We start from the raw sequence: 19331 nt of genomic DNA, 5'->3' as shown, positions 1-19331 counted from the left end.
CGTGCCGCTCTATGCGATCGGCGGCAAGGCGCCGCAGCTGCCCGGCGACGGATCGGCCTGGATCGCGCCGTCGGCCGATGTGATTGGCGATGCGGTGCTGGGCGAGGGGGTCAGCCTGTGGTTCGGCGCCGTCATCCGCGCCGACAACACTACGATCAGCATCGGGGCCAATACCAATGTGCAAGAAGGCGCGATGCTGCATTCGGACCCCGGCGCACCGCTGAGCGTCGGCGCGGGATGCACGATCGGCCACCACGCGATCCTGCATGGCTGCACGATCGGCGACAACGTGCTGGTGGGCATGGGGGCGACGATCCTCAACCATGCGGTGATTGGCGACGATTGCCTGGTGGGGGCGGGGGCGCTCGTAACCGAGGGTAAGGCGTTTCCGGCCGGCAGCCTGATCGTGGGCAGCCCGGCACGGGTAGTGCGCCAGCTCGACCCCGCAGCCATCGCCGGGCTCCGGATGTCGGCGGCGCTATATGTCGCCAAGGCGCGCGAATATGCCGAAGGGCTGGTGCGCGTCGATCAGCCGTAGCGCACATGTGGGCGCGCGGGCAGCGGCGCCAGCGCGTCGCGTCGGCGCAGATAGGGCGCAACCAGATTGCGCGCGCGGAAATATTCCTGCCGTTCGGCGCTCAGCGTCTCGAAATTGCCGATGACGCGGCGGCAGCCGGATGCGCCGCATCGGCAGATCATGTGCCAGTTGCTCTGCGCCAGTGCGGTTGAGTAATCCCAGCTGATCTCTTCGCCCGGCGCGATCGCGCGCAACGCCACCAGCGTCACCCCATGCGGGCTGAAGCGCAGCCCGCCATTGGGATCGCAGCTGTGGTTGACCAGATCGTCGATCCGTCCCGACGGGCCCATGAAATGATCGGGCGTCACCTGCACGAACCGGTCGGCGCTGCCGCGCAGCAGGCTCGGCACGCGGTCGGCACGGATGCGCCGGCCGGTGAACATCATCAGCGGCTCGCCTTCGTCGAATGCGCGGCGCGCGAACACCGCCTTGCCCAGATGCGTGTCGCCGACATCGAAATCGCCGCCCGCGGTCGAACGGTGTGGCGCGCGCGGACCGAAGCGCGCCAGCGGGTTGATCGTGCCGAGCCCGACGATCGCCCAGACGCTGGCATGGCAGACGATCTCCATGACGATATAGGCAAGCTCGCTGACGCCCTCGTCGCGCGCGGCAAGCGCGGTGAGCAACGCGGCGGTGTCGCCCAGCGTCCATAGTCCCCAGGCGGGCGAAGCCTCGCGCGCGGGATCGGCCCGCGCGCTGGCCCAGGTCGGCAGAAAACTGATCGGCACGACGAGCACCACGAGCATGTGCGCCCAGAACGCCTCGCGAAACACCAGCCACAGGATGAGCGCGGCGAACGACGCGATCATGCAGATCGTCTCGGGCCGTGTCGGGCGCGCCCACGCCGAGCGGCGCCAGATGCCGATGAGCACGAGGATGCACGCGCCCGCCGAGGCGAGGAACACGAAGGCCGTGGGACTGCCGGGGTTCGCGGCCGAATAGGTCACCGCTTCGATGACCGTCGCGGCGCTCCAGATCAGCCAGGAAGCGCGATTGGGTTCGACCTGCTGCCGCCGAAGCCCAAGCAGATAAGTGCCATATCCCGCGAAATGGAAGGCGATCGCGACCCATACCCACAGCTCGAACGGCACGTCGCATTCCCCCGATTGCCATGCGATTTACCATAGCGCGACGCGCTCTGTCTAGCGCGACTCGTGCTGACTCCGCGAGTCGTCACGTCGCAGATCAAGCCGTCAAACTGTAACAAATTTGTCATTGCACGCTCGGGCACAAAAGCGCATGAAACAAAAGTGACACATAACCGTCACTCTATTGAAACATCATATCGGAGATGCATCATGCGCATTCCACACTGCATCCTTGTTGCGGCGATGCTGGGCGCCCCGGCAGTATCGGTCGCCGAACAGGTCCGGAGCGATCCCTACGGCCATGACGCCATCGAGGCCGGCGAGTTCTCCGAGGCCGAGGCCGCGCTTCGCGCGCAGCTCGCGCTCGAACCCGACAAGCCCGAGCTCCTCATCAACCTTGCCGCGATCTATGCGCGCACCAATCGCATCAACGAGGCGCAGGCGATGTACGCGCGCGTGATGGCGACCGACGATGTCTCGCTGCTGCTGCGGCCGGGCCACGCGCTGGGTTCGCACGCGATTGCCGAGCGCGGGCTGGCAAAGCTCGAGCGGCAACGCATGGCGGTCCGCTGAGCCAGATTGATCGGCCCGGCGGCGGCTGCCGGCCGGGACGATCGCGGCGCCACTAGAGGCGCGGCAGCGTCACGCCGCGCTGACCCATATATTTGCCCGCGCGATCGGCATAGCTCGTCTCGCACGCCTGTTCGCCGCGCAGGAACAGGAACTGGCACGCGCCCTCATTGGCGTAGATCTTTGCCGGCAGCGGCGTGGTGTTCGAGAATTCGAGCGTCACATGACCTTCCCATTCGGGTTCGAGCGGGGTCACGTTCACGATGATGCCGCAGCGCGCATAGGTCGATTTCCCCAGACAGATGACCAGCACGTCGCGCGGCACGCGGAAATATTCGACCGTACGCGCCAGCGCGAAGCTGTTGGGCGGGATGATGCACACATCGGTCTTGCGATCGACGAAGCTGTTGGCGGCAAAATCCTTGGGGTCGACGATGGCGTTGTCGACATTGGTGAAGATCTTGAACTCGTCGGCAACGCGCGCGTCATAGCCGTAGGACGAGAGGCCGTAGCTGATGCAGCCCTCGCGCCGCTGGGCCTCGACGAACGGCTCGATCATGCCGCGCGTCTGCGCCGCCTCGCGAATCCAGATATCCGACAGGATCATGCCATTCCCCTTGTGCCGCCGCCTTGTCGCGGGCGCGGCGCGGCTGGGCAAGGCTCAATCGACATGCGCGAACGCGGGTGAGCCGTGCTGGCAATCGTTTGGGTTAGCGTTGTGGAAGCGATTGCCTGACATCGTGCACCGGAGTGCTTTCGGCATGTGAGGTGCAGGGGATGAGCGGGATGATGACGCGGCGGGGCGCGCTCGGAGCCATCGGTAGCGGCATGTCTGCGCTGCTGGCGGGATGCGCCCAGTTGTTCCCCACGACCTACCGGTTCCGCATGACCGTGGCGGTGGATACGCCGCAGGGCTTGCGGACCGGGTCCAGCGTCATGGAAATCTCGGTGAAGGAGGCGAGCTGGCGGATCGCTGACAGCGCGCGGGCCGGCGTACATTTGAAGGGCCAAGCGGTCGCGGTCGACCTTCCGTTGGGTCGAACGCTGTTCGCCCTGCTCACCGATGAAGGTCGCGGCGAGATCATGACGGGAGTGACCCGCGCACTCTATCCCGGCTTCGTCGGCGGCGCCGACCACTTCATCGAAGCGGCGCCGAAGCTCGCCGCCATGCGCAACGGCCCGCCCCGCGAGATGGCGCGGGAGGATTACCCGCTGCTTGTCACGTTTGCTGACATCCGTGACCCCACAAGCGTCGCGCGGGTCGATCCGGAGGACCTCGCTGCGACTTTCGGGTCGGGTATGCGGCTGAGACGTATTTCAGTCGCCGTTACCGACGAGGCAATCTCTACGGGAATTGATGAGCGATTGGGATGGCTGGGTTCGTATAGGAACAAGACGTTCGCCGGCAACCGATTCGCAATCGAACCCACCCTTTCTGATAGTTTGATGGCAGGGGCGTTCACGACGGAGAGTGTTCAATGAATCGCGATCTTTTTCTCGATCCTTGCGATGGACTCTTATAATCGTGGATACGCTGAAGGAATCACGGATTTATCTGTGATTTTAAATCAAACGCAGATAGGCTACGCTGTCATTATCCGTCAGTCCGAAGTCTTACCCAATACTGATGGCGTCGACTCTGGCTTTTACGCGATCGCCTATGTGTGGAACGGTGAGAAAATCATCTTCTATCGCGGCACGGACGATGAGCAACCGGCGCCATGGTCCACCGATGGCATCCATGGTTGGCCGATCGGAATCGGCAACCCGCTCGCCACGCAGGCTGATCTTTCACTGAAGTTCTACAACGCGGTCGCCGACGGCGGCAGCGGTGATCCGGACCATCGCAGCGTCGAGCGGTTCACCGCTTCAACACCGACGCCAGCAGCACCCCTGCACCCAGCTGCAACGCGCCATAAGCCCGCCTGCGCCTCGGCCGCCCGGCGAATGGACGTACGAGCGCGTCGACCGCGCCAACGTCGGAGCGCCACAATTCGATGTGGCGCTGCGGTTGCAGCATCCCCAGCAGGCCGTCGCCGATCATGAACACCGCCGCCATTTCCGCCGAGCGACGGATGCCGAGCGCAAGGTTCGAACGATCTTCCATGAACGGTCCCCAGAAGCACGATACTGCCTGCCATAACCGCGCGGCGCAGCGAAATGTTTCGCGCCGCGCATGACGGTAGCATTCGCCCCGCCTGCATCGTAGGGGCGGGCAAAGGCTTGGGGAACCCGCGATGGCAGGTGGACTGGTAGCGCTGCTCGACGATGTGGCGGCGCTCGCGCGACTGGCGGCGGCGTCGGCGGACGATGTGGCGGCGGCGGCGGGACGCGCGGGCAGCAAGGCCGCCGGCGTGGTGATCGACGATGCGGCGGTGACACCCGGCTATGTCGTCGGCCTGCCGCCGCAACGCGAATTGCCGATCATCGGCAAGATCGCGATCGGCTCGCTGCGCAACAAGCTGTTGTTCATCCTGCCCGCCGCGCTTGCGCTGAGCGCGCTCGCCCCCTGGGCACTCACGCCGCTGCTCATGCTGGGCGGGCTGTATCTGAGCTTCGAGGGCGCCGAGAAGATCATCAAGTCGCTGTCGGGCAAGCACGCGATCGAGGAAGTGGCGCAGATCGCCGATCCCGCCGAACTCGAGGCGCGGCAGGTCTCGGGCGCGATCCGCACCGACTTCATCCTGTCGGCCGAGATCATGGTCATCACGCTCAACGAACTGACCGATCGCACGCTTGCGGTGCAGGGCGTGGTGCTCGCGCTCGTCGGGCTCGTCATCACGGTGCTGGTGTACGGTGTCGTCGCGCTGATCGTGAAGATGGACGATGTGGGCCTTCACCTCGCCAATTCGGGCGGGCCGAGTGCCGGCTTCGGGCGCGGGCTGGTTAAGGCGATGCCCGTGCTGCTCAAGGCGCTCGCGATCATCGGCACCGCGGCAATGCTGTGGGTAGGCGGCGGCATCCTCATCCACGGCCTTGCCGAATTCGGCTTCGCCGGCCCTGAACATCTGGTCGAGGACGCAGCCGCCGCGATCGGCGGCGGATCGGGCGTGATCGGCTGGCTGGTCAGCGCCACTGCCGCGGCCATTGTCGGGCTCGTCGCCGGTGCGATCGTCGCGGGGCTGATGCATCTGAAGCCCGGCGCGAAGCACTAGAGCGCGCCGATGCATCGCCTCGTCGCGCATCCCGGCGAGACGCCCGACGCACTGCTTGTCGATGCCGCGGTTACGCGCGGCAGCGGCGGGCGCTGGCACGCGCGCTACATGGTGTCGGGCGATCTGTCCGACCTCGACCTGCCGAGGCCGGCGCCTGCACTGCGCCGCGACGGACTTTGGCGCGACACTTGTTTCGAGCTGTTCGCGATGGCGCCCGATGGCAGCTATCTCGAATGCAATTTCGCGCCATCGGGCGCATGGGCGGCCTATCGGTTCGAAGGCTACCGCGCCGGCATGCGCGATGCCGAAGCGATCGAACCCGTCGCGATCGCGCTGGAACATGCCGCCGGCGGATCGCTCCTGATCGACGCGCGGTTTTCGATCGGCTGGCTCGCCGAGTTCCCGCTTCTGCGCGTCGGGCTGAGTGCGGTGCTGGCGCGGCGCGATGGATCGCGCAGCTATCGCGCGCTCGCACACCCGCCCGGAAAGCCTGATTTTCATCATCGCGATTGCTTTGCGCTCGAAGTCACGGCACCCAGACGCGCATGAACTTCGGTATCGACAGGCTGCTTGCCGACCCCGATTTGATGGCGCGGCTCAAGGGGCGGCGCGTGGCGCTTGTCGCGCATCCGGCTTCGACCACGCGCGATCTCGTCCACAGCCTCGATGCGCTGGTGGCCGCCGGCGTTAACGTGACCGCGGCGTTCGGCCCGCAACACGGCCTGCGCGGCGACAAGCAGGACAATATGGTCGAATCGCCCGATTACGACGATCCCGTCCATCGCGTACCCGTATTCAGCCTGTATGGCGAAGTCCGCCGCCCCACCGGCCAGTCGATGCACACGTTCGACGTGGTGCTCGTCGACCTGCAGGATCTGGGCTGCCGCATCTACACCTTCATCACCACGCTGCTCTACATGCTCGAGGCGGCGGCCGCGCACGGCAAGGAAGTCTGGGTGCTCGATCGCCCCAATCCCGCCGGCCGCCCGATCGAGGGGCTCACGCTGCGCGCCGGATGGGAAAGCTTCGTCGGCGCGGGACCGATCCCGATGCGCCACGGCCTGACGCTTGGCGAACTGGGCGCGTGGTTCGTCGCGCATTTCAAGCTCGACGTCGCCTATCATGTCGTGCCGCTCGAGGGCTGGCAGCCCGATGCCGCGCCGGGTTTCGGCTGGCCGCCCGATCGCATCTGGATCAACCCCAGCCCCAATGCTGCCAATCTCAACATGGCGCGCGCCTATGCGGGGACGGTGATGCTCGAAGGCACGACGCTTTCCGAAGGACGCGGGACGACACGCCCGCTCGAACTGTTCGGCGCGCCCGATCTCGATGCGCGTGCGGTACTCGCCGAGATGCGTCACATCGCGCCGCACTGGCTGGCGGGCTGCGCGCTGCGCACGATCACGTTCGAACCCACGTTCCACAAGCATGTCGGGCAGCTCTGTCACGGGCTGCACATCCATGCCGAGGGCGATTTCTACGATCACGCGGCGTTCCAGCCATGGCGGTTGCAGGCGCTCGCCTTCAAGGCGATCCGGCGCCTGCATCCCGACTATCCGCTGTGGCGCGACTTTCCGTACGAGTATGAGCATGGCAAGCTCGCGATCGACGTCATCAACGGCGGGCCGGGCTTGCGCGAATGGGTCGATGATGCGGCGGCGACGCCGGGCGATCTCGACCATCTGACCGAGCCCGACGAGGCTGCCTGGGCCGAGGCGCGCGCGCCCTTCCTTTTGTACTGACCGGCAATGCTCGCAGGGCTGATCTTCGCGACCGAGGCTGCCGAGGAGCGTGGCGAGACGCTGGCCGCGACCTTGCCGTTCGGCGGCATGACGCTGATCGAATATCAGGCGCGTTTGCTGATCGCCGCGGGCGCCTCGCACATCCTCGTGGCGGTAGCGCGCGTCACGCCTGCATTGCTCGGCGCGGTCAATCGCATCACGCGGCGCGGCGTCGCGGTCGACATCGTGCGCTCGGCCGAGGAGGCGGCAGCGCGCGCGCATCCGCTTGCCAGTATCGTGGTCATCGCCGATTCGCTGGTGACGATCGATCCCGCGATCCGCGCGATCGCTGCCGCCCAGCCCGACACGCTGATGGTAACGCCCGAGGCCGAGAGCCCCGCTGCGGTCGAGCGTGTCGATGCCGGACATAACTGGGCGGGCCTCGCCTCGCTCAACGTCGCGCGGTTAAAGGAAATCGCCGCGATGCCGCGCGAATATGATTTCCAGTCGGCGCTGCTGCGTGCGACGGTGCAGGGCGGCGCGGCGCAACTGCTGTTGCCGGCCTCCGCCAAGCGCGCCGGCCACGGGGTCGAGCGGCACCCGTCGGTGCTCGCCAGCCGAAGCAACGCGGTGCTTGCCGCGCTCGCGGTCAGCCGCACCGACTGGCCCGATCGCTTCGTCTTCACGCCGATCTCGCGCGTCGCGCTGCCCGCCATGGTGGCTCGCGGCGTGCCGGGCGTGGCAGTCGTGGCGCTGGCTTTGGCCGTCGCTGCGGGCGGACTGGTGGCGCTTGCCGCGAGCTGGGTCGCCTCGGGGTTGATTGCGCTCGTGGTCGCGGCGGCCTTGCTGTCGACGGGCTCGCTGCTCAGCTGGCTGCGCGGCGACGATCGCCACGCACGCGCGCAGGAACATGGCGTCGCAGCACTTGCAGGGCTTGGCGTGGTGATGACGGGCATTGCCGAAAGCCGGGCCGCTGGCACCCTGACCGCCCTTACGCTCGCACTCGCATTGCTTTCGGCGGCCGCGCTGTGCGAGCGGATGCCGGTGCGCGCACAATGGTGGTGGGCAAGCCCGTCGGCGCATCTGCTGTTGCTCGCGCCCTTCGCGATCATCGGCCATGGCGCGATCGGGCTTGCGCTTTGCCTCGCCTACGCGTTCGCTACGCTGGCGCTGGCCGTCGAGGCGGTGCGCGCCAAGCCTTAGTGCGGTTTTAACGACATTCGGCTAGCGCTGGCGCCAATGTCGCTAAACCCTGCCGATCCGCGCGATGCGCCGGTGCGCGAAGCCGCCTTGCTGATCGCCGATGCGGCGGCAGCCGACGTGCGCACGCGGGCAATCCGCACGGCTGCACTGCGCGACTTTCTGGCCGAGGACTGTCAACGGCTCGACGATCGTACACGCGTCGCCTTCGCCGCGCTGCTGCGCACCATCGTCGCTACGATCGGAGGCGCGATCCATGGCGACGCGCTCGAACGGCTGTCCGCCGCCGGCAATCGCAAGGCCCACGCCGCCCTGAACGCGGTCGAGGCAGCGGCGATCTGCCCGCGCCTCTACGATCATCTGCTGAGCGACGAGGCAATGGCGGCGGCCTTGCTCGATCGGGTAGTCCTCGACCTGATCGCCGAACGACTGCCCGAAGCGCTGATCGAGCGCAGCGAGTCCGAAGATCCGTTCGACACCGCCGACATGGCGACCGAAGCGAGCGCCGTTGCACTGCGCGCGCTCGAAGCGCGGCGCCGCGGCCCCGTCGATCAGCCGCCCTATGCGGTCGACCTTGATGCCGAGACGCAGTTTCGCTGCGCTTGGGGGATCGCCGCCGCGATCGCGGTGGCCCTCGCGCCCGTCGACGCCGCCGCACGATCCGCTATCGAGTGGGCGCTTGCCGATGCGACCGAGCGCGCGCTCGCGCGGCATGACGACGAGGATCGGCTCGAGGCCGCCGCGACCCGCTTCGCCGTGATGCGCGATCTGCCATTGGGCCGCGTCGCCGAAGCGATCGAGATCGCGCTCGCCGATGGGCGCATCGTGCTCGCCACCGCGCTCGTCGCGCACGCGCTTGCATTGTCGTTCGAGGACGTCCGCGCGATGATCGTCGATCCGCGCGATACGCGGCTGTGGCTCGGGCTGCGTGCACTCGATCTCCCACGCGATACGGTAGCGAGGATCGGCTACGCCTTGAGCGAAGCCGATCCGCGCCGCGACGTCGAGGCGTTCGCCGACCGCATCGAGGCCATCATGCAGATCGACCCGAACGAGGCTGCCGCCGCGCTCGAGCATCTGCGCCTGCCCGCGCCGTTTCGCGCGGCGACGATGGCGATACGAGCACTCGGCAAGTGAGCGACACCATCCACAGTGCCACGTCGGCATCGGCGCGGCTCGACCCGAAAGGTCGGCTCGTACACGCCGACGCGCCGCTCGTCCGCCTCAACGCGCAAGCCGGCGGAAGCGAAGGCGCGCCGCTTGCCGTTTCCGCGATCGCGGCGATCGCACGGCTGGCGCAGCGTCTCGGCATTGTCGTCGCGCGCTCCGCGGTGGTCGCCGATGGCGACGACGACGCCGAGCTATGGGTCCGCGCGTCCCCCGATGCCGAGGGTGTCACGCTCGAGGTAAGCGGCTGGCACGCGCGCGATGGCGTGCGCACGTCATCACGGGCCGCGCTTGCTGCCGCCGCCCCGCTCGACGCCGCCGACGCCGATGTCGAATGGGCGTGCGACGCGCGTATGCGGATCACCACGGCGGCGTGGCGCGATGCGGGACGGCCCGCGCCGATTGGCCAGGCGCTGACGCACTGGCTGGCGTTCGACAGCGACAGTGACGGCATGTTGCCGCTGCTGGCCGCCGCCGCAAACTGCAACGGCTTCGAGCGGCAGGACGCGGTGCTGCGCGAGGACGGCACGCGGCTTCGCCTGTCGGGTCGCGCCCGGCGCGACGCGGCGGGCAGGTTCGCCGGCTTCGTCGGCGTCGGCCATCTGATCGATGCGCCGCCGCTGCCCGACGCCGGAACGCCGAGCGCGTTTACCGATGCGTTCGGCGAACGGCTCGAGCGTGCGTTGCGCGCGCCGCTCGCGCGAATCGTCGCGCATGCCGACAGTATCGGCGCGCAGACCGAAGGGCCGCTGATGCCCGAATATGTCGGCTATGCGCAGGACATCGCCGGCGCCGCGCGCCACCTGATGGGTCTGGTCGACGATCTGGTCGATCTACAGGCGATCGAGCGCCCCGACTTCGCCGTTGCGCCCGAGCCGATCGACCTCGCCGATGTGGCGCGGCGCGCGGCGGGGCTGCTCGCGGTGCGCGCGCAGCAGGCCGAGGTGACGATCGAGCGGCCGGGGTTCGACGACATGCTGCCCGCCACGGGCGACTTCCGCCGCGCGCTCCAGATCCTCGTCAACCTCATCGGCAACGCGGTGCGCTATTCGCCGCGGGGCAGTTCGGTGACGATCGGACTGTCGCGCGACGGCCCCCATGCCCGCGTCACCATCGCCGATACGGGCAAGGGTATCGCTCCTGCCGATCACGTCCGCGTGTTCGAGAAATTCGGTCGCGTCGATCCGAGCGAGCCCGGCGGCACCGGTCTTGGCCTCTACATCGCCCGCCGTCTCGCCCGCGCGATGGCGGGCGACATCACGCTCGACAGCGCGGCGGGGCAGGGCGCGCGCTTCACGCTCAGCCTGCCCGCCGGCGGATAGCCCCGCTTAGCGGAACGGCGGCTCGTTGAAGGCGCGCAGCTTACGGCTGTGGAGCTTGGCACCCTCGCGTCGCAGCTCCTCGCACGTCTCGATGCCGATACGCATATGCTCGCTGATCGCCCGCTCGTAGAAGCGGTTGGCCTGGCCGGGCAGCTTGAGCTCGCCGTGCAGCGGCTTGTCCGATACGCACAGCAAGGTGCCGTAGGGCACGCGGAAGCGATATCCCTGGGCCGCGATCGTCGCCGATTCCATGTCGATGCCCACCGCGCGGCTGAGCGAGAAGCGCAGCGCCGATGCCGAGAAGCGCAATTCCCAGTTGCGATCGTCGGTCGTCACGATGGTGCCGGTGCGCAGCCGCCGCTTGAGTTCCTCGCCCGATTGGCCCGAAACGGTCTGCGCCGCGCGCGCCAGCGCCTGCTGTACCTCGGCGATCGCGGGTACGGGAATGGCGGGCGGCAGCACCTCGTCGAGCACATGATCGTCGCGCAGATAGGCGTGCGCCAGCACATAGTCGCCGATGCGCTGGCTGGGCCTGAGTCCGCCGCAATGCCCGATCATCAGCCATGCCTCGGGGCGCAGCACCGCAAGGTGATCGGTGATGGTCTTGGCGTTTGAGGGGCCGACGCCGATGTTGACCAGCGTGATGCCGGTGCGATCAGGCGCCACGAGATGATAGGCGGGCATCTGGTGCCGCCGCCACGCGCTGTCGGTTACGAGCAGATCGGGATCGCCCGGCTCCTCGATGAACAGCCCGCCCGCACCCGACAATGCGCTGAAACGGCTGCCCTCGCCCAGCTGCGCGATGCCCCAGCGCACGAACTCGTCGACATAGCGGTGATAGTTGGTGAACAGGATATAGTTCTGGAAATGCTCGGGCGGCGTTCCCGTATAATGGCGCAGGCGCGCGAGGCTGAAATCGGTGCGCAGCCCGTCGAACAGCGCGAGCGGCCGCGTACCGTCGCCCGACACCCAGAGCCCGTCGGCGATCTCGTCACCGATATGCGCCAGTTCGGTCGCGGGGAAGAAGCGGGCTAGGTCGGCCGCCGACACCTCGTCGAGCCGAAGCGCGTGGCCGGGGTCGAGCACATAGGGGAAGGGGATTTCCTGCCGGCCGGGCACCGCCTCGACCTCGACGGCATAATCCTCGATCAGCAGCGTCAGCTGTTCGCACAGATAGTCGGCATACATCGCCGGCTTGGTAACGCTGATGCGGTATTCGCCCGGCGTCACCAGCCGACCGAAGGAGCGCAGCGGGGTAGGGCGCTCGGGGCCGTCGGCATAGCGCACGCGGATTTCGGGATAGGCGAACGAGCCGTCGGTCCGCGCGTCGGGCTGCGGTGTCTCACCACGCGTGAGATAGGCGTCGAGGGCGGTCTGGAGGCGCTTCACCGAAGCGCGGTATAGCCGGTCGAGTTCGGCGACGATGTCGGATGCTTGCGTCATTTGCTGCGGCTAATGCGCAAAGATGACGCTGGCAAGAAGCCTAGCTCAGCTTGCGGGCGCGTGCGCGGCCAGCAGCCCGGTCGGAAGCGCGTACAGCACCGGGCCCGAGGTATAGAGCAATGCCGCCTCGATCGGGCGATCGGGAAAGATGACGGCAAGCGCCGCGGCATAGGCCGCCATCTGGCGCAGGTGATAGGCGGGGATCGCCGCGAGGTCGGCGGGCACGCGCCGGCCCGTCTTAAAATCGATCAGCGCGATGCGGTCGGGCGCGATCAGCAGCCGGTCGACGGTGCCGGACACGACCTGACCGTCGACGACGGCGGCGATCGGCGCCTCGACCAGCGCGTCAGCGCCGAAGATATCGGCGAAATCGGGATGTTTGATCACGCGCAACGCCGTGTTGAGCAAGGCGTTGTCAGCGCCACGCGCGGCAAGCCATGCGGCGCCCACCGGTCGGCGCTCAGCCGCATCGAGCGCGGGTAGCCGCTCGAACAGCGCATGTAGCAACTGCCCGCGTTCGGCGGCGGCGCGCATCGCGGCATCGGGGGGCGGATCGGCGACCGCATCCTCGCCAATCGCCGAGGGGGCGAGCGGCCGTGAGGGACGTGCCTCGGCCGGTGCGGGTCTGCGTGCCCAGTCGGGCAGGGCAGGCATGCCCGCCACACGCGTCGATTGCGACGGCGTCGCGGTTCTCTCGATCGCCGCTCCCGCATGATAAGAGCGCATTTCGCCCGGCGGCACGCCCAGTGCGTCCATCGCACGCGTGGCGGCGGCGTACCAGCTGGCGGCGGGCGGCTCGCCCCGCGCGGTGGCGGGCAGCGCGCCGCCGATGACCAACTCCTCCTCGGCGCGCGTCGCGGCGACATAGAACAGCCGCCAATGCTCCTCCATCTCGCGCGCGTCGGCGGCATCGATGGTCGTCGCCAGCGCCGCGTCGCGCTCGACCGACCGTGGACGGAAGATCGGGAAAGCAGGGCCGTCATGCCCCGCCGGCTGCCAGTCGAGAATGTCGCGACGCGTATGGCGTGGATCGGCGGTGGCATCGGCAAGGATTACCACCGGCGCCTGCAAGCCCTTGGCGCCGTGCGCGGTCATCACGCGCACCGCTGCCTGCGGCCGCGACGAATCGCGCACGATCTCGACATCGCCGCGGTCGAACCAGTCGAGGAAGCGCTGAAGCGACGGCGTGGCGACGCTCTCGAAGTTAAGCGCTGCGTTGAGCAGTTCCTCGATCGGATCGCGCGCCTCGTCGCCAAGCCGCTCGATCAATCGACGCCGTCCCTCGAGATCGCCCGATAGGATGTCCTCGAGAAAGCGATAGGGGGTGGCGATGTCGGCGCGGCGCAGGAAGACCTGCAATTTCGCAACGGTATCTGCATCGCCCTGCTCGCGCACCGCGCGCCACAGGCTGCCGGGCCGCGGTGGCGCCGCGATTTCCATCAGCCGCTCCTGGCTCCAGCCGATCAGCGGCGACACGAGCAGCGAGGCGAGATTGAGATCGTCGGCGGGTTGCAGCGCGAAGCGGACCGCCGCGAGCAGGTCCTGCACCGCGAGCGGCGCGTTGAGCCGCAACCGGTCAACGCCGGCAACGGGCACCCCTTCGGCATACAACCGCGCGACGATCAGCGCGGCGAGGTCGCCGCGTCGGCGCACCAGAATGAGAATATCCTCGGGGCGCAGCGGGCGGCCCTTGGCCTCGAGCATCCTGCGGTCGTCGAGCCAGCCGCGTACCATGCGGGCGATGTCGCCCGCCTGTCGGCGAACGGCATCGTCGATCCAGCCCTCCTCGTCTTCGGGATCGGCCCCGGCCGAAACGGGTGGCAGCAGCGTCACGCGGCCCGGGCCTGCTACCTGCGATGCATGGGGTTCGAGAATGCACTGATCGCCCATGCCGGGGGCCGGCATCGCGGCGATTGCGGCATCGACAAAGGCGAGGATCGCCGCCGTCGAGCGGAAGCTATGTGTCAGCGACAGTTGATGGAGCGGGCGGGGCGGGCCGCCAAACTCGGGCACGACGCTCGCCAGCCGATCGAAGCGCGTGCCGGCGGCACGAAAGAAGATCGGATCGGTACCCTGGAAGCCGTAGATCGCCTGCTTGTAATCGCCAACGCTGAACAGCGTGCGTGCCGCCGAAGGCCGCGTACCCTCGCCGGCGAAGAACTCGTCGGCAAAGGCGCTGACGATAGCCCATTGGCGCGGATTGGTGTCCTGCGCCTCGTCGATCAGCACATGGTCGGTCGCGCGATCGAGCTTGTAGCGGATCCATTCGCCCATGCCGGGTAGTCCGAGCACGCGGACCGTCGCCGCGATCAGATCGTCGAAGTCGACGACGCCCGCGCGACGCTTGGCATCGGCATAGGCGGCGGCATAGGCCCGGCCTGCTTCAAGCGCACCAGCGAGGCAATCGGCATAGGCCGCGCGGACGCGTATCGCCAGCAGATCGCCGCAGCGGGCGTGCAGGCGCGCGGCCCATTCGCCATAATCGGCATCCTTGGGGCCGTGCTTGGCGCGCATCTCGCCCTTGGCCGTCGCCCAGACGCCATGCAGGCGATCGAGCGTGGTAGCGCGGTTCGCAGGCGACGCGCCGAGCCAGCCCGCAATAAGATCGGCGCGTTCCAGCCCGGTCTTGGTGCCCCAGCCGGCATTGGCGGCAGCGATGTGGCGCAACGTCTCCACGTCGAACGCATCATCGGCGCAGGCCGCCTCGACCGCCGCTTCGATATCGCCCTGCGGCAGGCCGAGTGCGCGCCGGATGAAGGGCTGGACGCCCGAGGGCAGGCCCGCCATCGCTTCTGGCTGGCGTGCGCAGACTGTGAGGAACTCCTCGGCCCCGCCTTCCCCCAGCCGCAGGCTGAGCGCGCCGATCGCCTCGATCAGGCGTACGCGCCCCGCCGCCGCCTCGTCCTCGAGCATCCGCGCCAGCGCCGCACGCTGCAACACGCTTTCCTCGCGCGCCTCGAGCGCCCGGAAGCCCGGCGTCAGCCCGGCCTCGACCGGAAAGGCCGCGAGCAGGCTCTGGCAGAAGCCGTGAATCGTCTGGATCCTGAGCCCGCCCGGCGCATCGAGCACACGCGCGAACAGCGTGCGCGCATAGGCCACCTGATCGAGCGTGCCGCGCTCGCCCAGCGCGCGCAGATCGGCGAACAGCGCATCGCGGTCGCTACGCACCCAACGCGCGAGACGGGAGTTGATCCGCTCGGCCATTTCGGCGGCGCCTGCCTTGGTGAAGGTGAGGCACAGGATCGCCTCGGGCCGCGCGCCGTGCAGAAGAAGGCGCAGCACGCGCGCGGCGAGCACCTGCGTCTTGCCGGTGCCCGCCGATGCCGACAGCCAAACATGCGCGCGCGGATCGCTCGCCGGCGCCTGCTGGCCGTGCAGCGGGTGGAGCGGCGCGTCAGTCACGGCCGTACCATTCGTCGCGGCGCATCAGCTGGTCATATTCGGCATAGGGCGCATATTCGGGGACGAGCTTGGCGGTGAAGGGTTCATCGCCCGTCAGCCAGCGCTCGACCGCCGCTTCGAACTGGCGGGCCGCCATCGCGACGAAGTCCTCGGGCGCGATCGCGTCACCGCTGCGCCCGCCGACGGGGCTCGACACGCTGCCGAACCCGTCGCGTGCCTTGGCGAGCGACCAGTATTCGAACGCCGCTGCCGTGCCCTCGATGCCTGCGAACGCACCGCGCTCGGCCATCAGCCCGATCAGCCCTAGCTGCATCTGGTAGCCCGCCGCGACCGCGCGCGCGCTCGGCGCCTTACCCGTCTTGTAGTCGACGATGCCCAGGCTGCCGTCGGGCATCCGGTCGATGCGGTCGTACTTGCCCGTCAGCCGCACGCCGGCGATGTCGAGCGCGCCCGAGCGTTCGACGCCGAGCACGCGGCGCCCGGCGGCATGTTCGTCCGCGAGTCGCTCGGCGATCCAGTCGATCGCCGCGATCAGCCGTGGCTCCCACAGGGCGCGCAGCACGGGGTGTGCACGAGCGGCATCGAGCATCGCCAGCGCGCGCGGGCGCAGCGCATCGGGGCGGCAATCGTCCTCGCGCGCCCAGGCTTCGAGCACGGCATGTACCATCGTGCCGCGCCAGGCAGCACTCGGATCGGCATCGATCGGGTCGAGCGGCGAGAGACGCAGCATCCGTCGCGCGTAAAAGGCATAGGGGTCGGCTTTGAGGCGATCGACCTCGGTGACCGAAAGCTCGCGCGGGCGGTCAGCCACGGGCGGGGCGGGCCCGGGGCGTACGGCGGGGCGGTGCGCGTCGCCACGATCGAGCAGTGGCGCCCATTCGGCAAGGCCGGCGGGCGCCGCGACATTCTCGGCCAGTGCCTCGATGCGCAGCCACAGCCGCGAGGCGATGGTCGGCGCGCCCGCATTGCACCGCGCGCGGGTGAGCAGCACCTGCGGCGCACCGAGCGCCATCGCGAAATCATGCGCCGCCAGACCGATCCGCCGCTCAAGTCCCGCAAGCCCCAGTTCGGCGCGGATGCGCGGCGCCAGCCACGGGTCGGGCGCGGGAGCTGCAGGCCACACGCCTTCGTTCAGGCCACCGAGGATCATCAGGTCGGCGCGCTGCATCCGCGCTTCGATGAGGCCATAGATGGCAAGGCGGGGATGCCCGCCCTGTGCGGGGCGCACGGCGATCTCGTCGAGCAGCAGGCGCAGCATCGGCAGCAGATCGTCGGGCGCGATCTGTCGTGGGCCATCGGCCCCCTCGGTTTCGAGCGCCGCGAGCAGATCGGCCGCTGCGCGTCCTTCGGTCCGCGACCAGGCGGCGTCGCCCGCCAGTGCGGTAGCGGCCTCGCGCAGCATCGCCGCCATCGCCGGCATGTCGGCAGTATCGATAGCGGCCAGCCGGGCGATGGGTGCCAGCCGCTCGCGCGCCTCGGGCCACCATGCCGCCGCCGCCGCGCGAATGCGTGCCGTGCGTCGATCACCCTGCGCCAGATGCGCCTCGATGCCTTCGAGACCCGGCGCGGGGCGCGGGCCGCGCAGGGCGAGATCGAGCGATCGCACACCCTCGAGCCAGGCTAGCCGCTCGTCGCCCGACGCGACCAATGGATGCTTGAGCAGCGCAAGCAGCGCGGTGGGAGCGAAGCGCTGCGCCAGCGTCTCGGCAATCGCCAGCAGCAGCGTGCCGGGCGGCAGGATGGCGAGCGGCTGGCCTGCCGAATCGTCAATCGCGATGTGCCACCGCGCGCAATGCGCCGCCACGCGGCGCGCCAGAGCCCGGTCGGGCGTCACCAGCGCGGCGGTGCGCCCCGGCGTTTCGAGCGTCTCGCGCAGCTTCAGCGCGATCGCCTGCGCTTCCTCGGCGGGCGTGCCGGTTTCGATCACCTCGACGCCGTCGAAGCGGCGGCGGTCGCGCGGCAGCGAGGGCCAGCCGTCGGTAAACGCCGCGGGTGCAAGCGCGGTCGCGATCGCGCGCGTACGCGCGGGCGGAGCGTCGAGCTCGGAGGCGACGCGCCATTCCATCACCTCGGCACGCGCCACGCCCATGCGATCGAGCAGCAGCTTTAGATGGAATTGGGGATGCGTCTCGATCGACGGGGCAGTGATGCCGGTACCGGGATCGGGCTCATGTGGGCCGAGCGCGTCCCATTCGGCAGCGTCCATCGTGCGATCGACACCCGGCAGCACGACATGCCCCTCGCGCAATCCCGCCACCGAGCGGAGGAGGCGCGCAATCGAGCGGGCGGGCGCGGTGATGCCCGCCGCGCAGACGAAGCCCGCTGGCGGCGCGTCGCGCCAGCGTCGCGCGGCGCGCTCGTGCAGCAGGCGTCGCCGCTCGGCGAGCTCGATCATGCCACTTTCGCGCAACAGATCGGGCCAGCGATCGAGCACGGTCTCGAACGTCGTCAGCGCGGTCTGCCAGTGCTCGGCGAGTTCGGGCGCCAGCGCCAGATCGCGAAGCTGGGCGGGTGCCACTTCCTCGATCAGCAGCTGGTCGAGCGTGCGCGCGAGATCGCCTGCCAATCGCAAGGCTTCGGGTGCCGCAAGCGGCGTCGCATCGCAAAGCAGCCGCGCGAGCACCAGCCGGCGGCGCAGCGGCGCGATCGCGGGGGGCAGGGGCTCGGCATCGGCGGGGTCGAGCAAGGCCCCCATCGCATCGTCGAGCTCGGGATCGCCGATCGCGACGATGCGCGGCAGCAGCAGCCCGCCGCCACTCTCGCGCACGAACGCATCGGTGATCGCGCGGCCGCCGCGATGATTGGGCACGAGGATCGTGCCGCGCGCCAGCCGCATCGGATCGTCGCCATAGCGGCGCAACAGCCCGATCGCCAGCGTATCGGCGAACGCGCGGTGCGGCGGGATCGAGTAGATGCCGAGCGGACGACGCTCAGCCATCGGCCAGCACCGCCTCGGTGCGGCGGATGGCGGGCGGGGTGCCCACGTCGAACCACAGGCCCTCGTGCGCCAGCCCGTAAGCGCGGCTCGCGGCGATCGCCCGGTTCCAGAACAGGTTGGTTGAGAACGGGCCCGCCGGATGATCGGCGATGATCGCGGGATTGAGGATCTGGACGCCGGTATAGACGAAGGGCGCCAGCCGGCCCGGGCGGCGACGGCCGGTGATGCGGCCCTGCGCGTCGAGGTGAAAGTCGCCCTGGCCGCCGTGATTGTGCGCCCGCGCCAGCGGCACCAGCAGCAGCAGCACGTCCATGCGCGCGGCATCCCACATCGCGGCCATCGCCCGGATGGCGTCGACGGGGCCGTCGACCCACAGATTGTCGCTGTTGACGCACAGGATCGGCGCGTCACCCAGCAACGGACGCGCATGGGCAAGGCCGCCGCCGGTTTCGAGCAGCGTCTCGCGCTCGTCGGACACGGCGACTTCGATGCCCGACACGCGGTGCCGCAGATGCGCTTCCATCACATCGGCAAGATAATGAACGTTGACGACGGCGCGCGCGACGCCTGCCGCGCGAAGCCGATCGAACACATGGTCGATCAGCGGCTTGCCAGCCACCTCGACCAGCGGCTTGGGACGCGTGGCGGTGAGCGGGCGCATCCGCTTGCCGAGCCCGGCGGCCATCACCATCGCGGTCTGCGGCACCGGTGCGTCGGGCTCGGGACGCAGCGCCAGCGTCTGCGCCAT

The 19331-nt window shown here is 68.9% G+C and carries 16 protein-coding genes; 9 read left to right on the top strand and 7 right to left on the bottom strand.

The window, feature by feature from the left end; all coding sequences use genetic code 11:
- Position 1: 1 nt before the first annotated feature.
- Complete coding sequence (locus FBR43_RS06835) at positions 2-538, top strand: gamma carbonic anhydrase family protein (RefSeq protein WP_136942453.1); 537 nt, start codon at positions 2-4, stop codon at positions 536-538.
- Here the strand turns inward: FBR43_RS06835 and FBR43_RS06830 are convergent.
- Entirely contained in the window at positions 529-1668 is a 1140-nt protein-coding gene (locus FBR43_RS06830; protein ID WP_136942452.1) for an SET domain-containing protein-lysine N-methyltransferase, read from the bottom strand. The two genes, FBR43_RS06835 and FBR43_RS06830, sit on opposite strands and share 10 nt — an antisense overlap.
- Positions 1669-1875: 207 nt before the next feature.
- Here FBR43_RS06830 and FBR43_RS06825 point away from each other — a divergent pair, with 207 nt between their 5' ends.
- Positions 1876-2238 carry a tetratricopeptide repeat protein gene (locus tag FBR43_RS06825; protein ID WP_136942451.1) on the top strand — a complete coding sequence of 121 codons (363 nt, stop codon included), beginning with the start codon at positions 1876-1878 and terminating at the stop codon, positions 2236-2238.
- 52 nt (positions 2239-2290) lie between these two features.
- Here FBR43_RS06825 and dcd read toward each other — a convergent pair whose 3' ends face one another.
- The gene (gene dcd / locus FBR43_RS06820; protein WP_136942450.1) at positions 2291-2842 is read right to left on the bottom strand and encodes a dCTP deaminase; all 552 of its coding nucleotides are present in this window, start codon (positions 2840-2842) and stop codon (positions 2291-2293) included.
- A 170-nt stretch (positions 2843-3012) separates the two neighbouring features.
- Between dcd and FBR43_RS06815 the strand changes: the two genes are divergently transcribed.
- Entirely contained in the window at positions 3013-3717 is a 705-nt protein-coding gene (locus FBR43_RS06815; protein ID WP_136942449.1) for a hypothetical protein, read from the top strand.
- A 379-nt stretch (positions 3718-4096) separates the two neighbouring features.
- Here FBR43_RS06815 and FBR43_RS06810 read toward each other — a convergent pair whose 3' ends face one another.
- Positions 4097-4342, bottom strand: a complete 246-nt coding sequence (locus FBR43_RS06810) for a hypothetical protein (RefSeq protein ID WP_136942448.1) — start codon at positions 4340-4342, stop codon at positions 4097-4099.
- Positions 4343-4472: 130 nt separating this feature from the next.
- Between FBR43_RS06810 and FBR43_RS06805 the strand changes: the two genes are divergently transcribed.
- Genes FBR43_RS06805 through FBR43_RS06780 form a run of 6 tightly spaced genes read left to right on the top strand, consistent with a single transcriptional unit; the run spans position 4473 to position 10800 of the window.
- Positions 4473-5390, top strand: a complete 918-nt coding sequence (locus tag FBR43_RS06805) for a DUF808 domain-containing protein (protein ID WP_136942447.1) — start codon at positions 4473-4475, stop codon at positions 5388-5390.
- A gap of 9 nt (positions 5391-5399) precedes the next feature.
- On the top strand, positions 5400-5939 hold the full coding sequence (locus tag FBR43_RS06800) for a DOMON-like domain-containing protein (protein WP_136942446.1): 540 nt from the start codon (positions 5400-5402) through the stop codon (positions 5937-5939).
- Complete coding sequence (locus tag FBR43_RS06795) at positions 5936-7132, top strand: exo-beta-N-acetylmuramidase NamZ family protein (RefSeq protein WP_136942445.1); 1197 nt, start codon at positions 5936-5938, stop codon at positions 7130-7132. Before FBR43_RS06800 ends, FBR43_RS06795 begins: the two co-directional genes overlap by 4 nt.
- Before the next feature lie 6 nt (positions 7133-7138).
- Positions 7139-8314 (top strand): hypothetical protein, encoded by a 1176-nt coding sequence (locus tag FBR43_RS06790; protein WP_136942444.1) that lies wholly within the window; start codon positions 7139-7141, stop codon positions 8312-8314.
- Between the two features lie 36 nt (positions 8315-8350).
- Complete coding sequence (locus tag FBR43_RS06785; protein WP_136942443.1) at positions 8351-9448, top strand: hypothetical protein; 1098 nt, start codon at positions 8351-8353, stop codon at positions 9446-9448.
- Entirely contained in the window at positions 9445-10800 is a 1356-nt protein-coding gene (locus tag FBR43_RS06780; protein ID WP_136942442.1) for a sensor histidine kinase, read from the top strand. Before FBR43_RS06785 ends, FBR43_RS06780 begins: the two co-directional genes overlap by 4 nt.
- A gap of 6 nt (positions 10801-10806) precedes the next feature.
- Here FBR43_RS06780 and FBR43_RS06775 read toward each other — a convergent pair whose 3' ends face one another.
- Genes FBR43_RS06775 through FBR43_RS06760 form a run of 4 tightly spaced genes read right to left on the bottom strand, consistent with a single transcriptional unit; the run spans position 10807 to position 19331 of the window.
- Positions 10807-12243 carry an AMP nucleosidase gene (locus FBR43_RS06775; RefSeq protein ID WP_136942441.1) on the bottom strand — a complete coding sequence of 479 codons (1437 nt, stop codon included), beginning with the start codon at positions 12241-12243 and terminating at the stop codon, positions 10807-10809.
- A gap of 45 nt (positions 12244-12288) precedes the next feature.
- The gene (gene addA / locus FBR43_RS06770; RefSeq protein ID WP_136942440.1) at positions 12289-15645 is read right to left on the bottom strand and encodes a double-strand break repair helicase AddA; all 3357 of its coding nucleotides are present in this window, start codon (positions 15643-15645) and stop codon (positions 12289-12291) included.
- A complete protein-coding gene (gene addB / locus FBR43_RS06765; RefSeq protein ID WP_136942439.1) occupies positions 15638-18583 on the bottom strand; it encodes a double-strand break repair protein AddB in 2946 nt (981 codons plus the stop codon). Before addB ends, addA begins: the two co-directional genes overlap by 8 nt.
- Positions 18576-19331: a nucleotidyltransferase family protein gene (locus tag FBR43_RS06760; protein WP_136942438.1), complete on the bottom strand. Its 756-nt coding sequence runs from the start codon at positions 19329-19331 to the stop codon at positions 18576-18578. The genes addB and FBR43_RS06760 overlap by 8 nt, the downstream gene beginning before the upstream one ends.

It is taken from the genome of Sphingomonas baiyangensis (genome assembly GCF_005144715.1).
GTDB classification, from domain to species: Bacteria; Pseudomonadota; Alphaproteobacteria; order Sphingomonadales; family Sphingomonadaceae; genus Sphingomonas; species Sphingomonas baiyangensis.
Note: the sequence above shows the minus strand (reverse complement) of the source record. Positions and strands in the feature narration are given on the sequence as shown.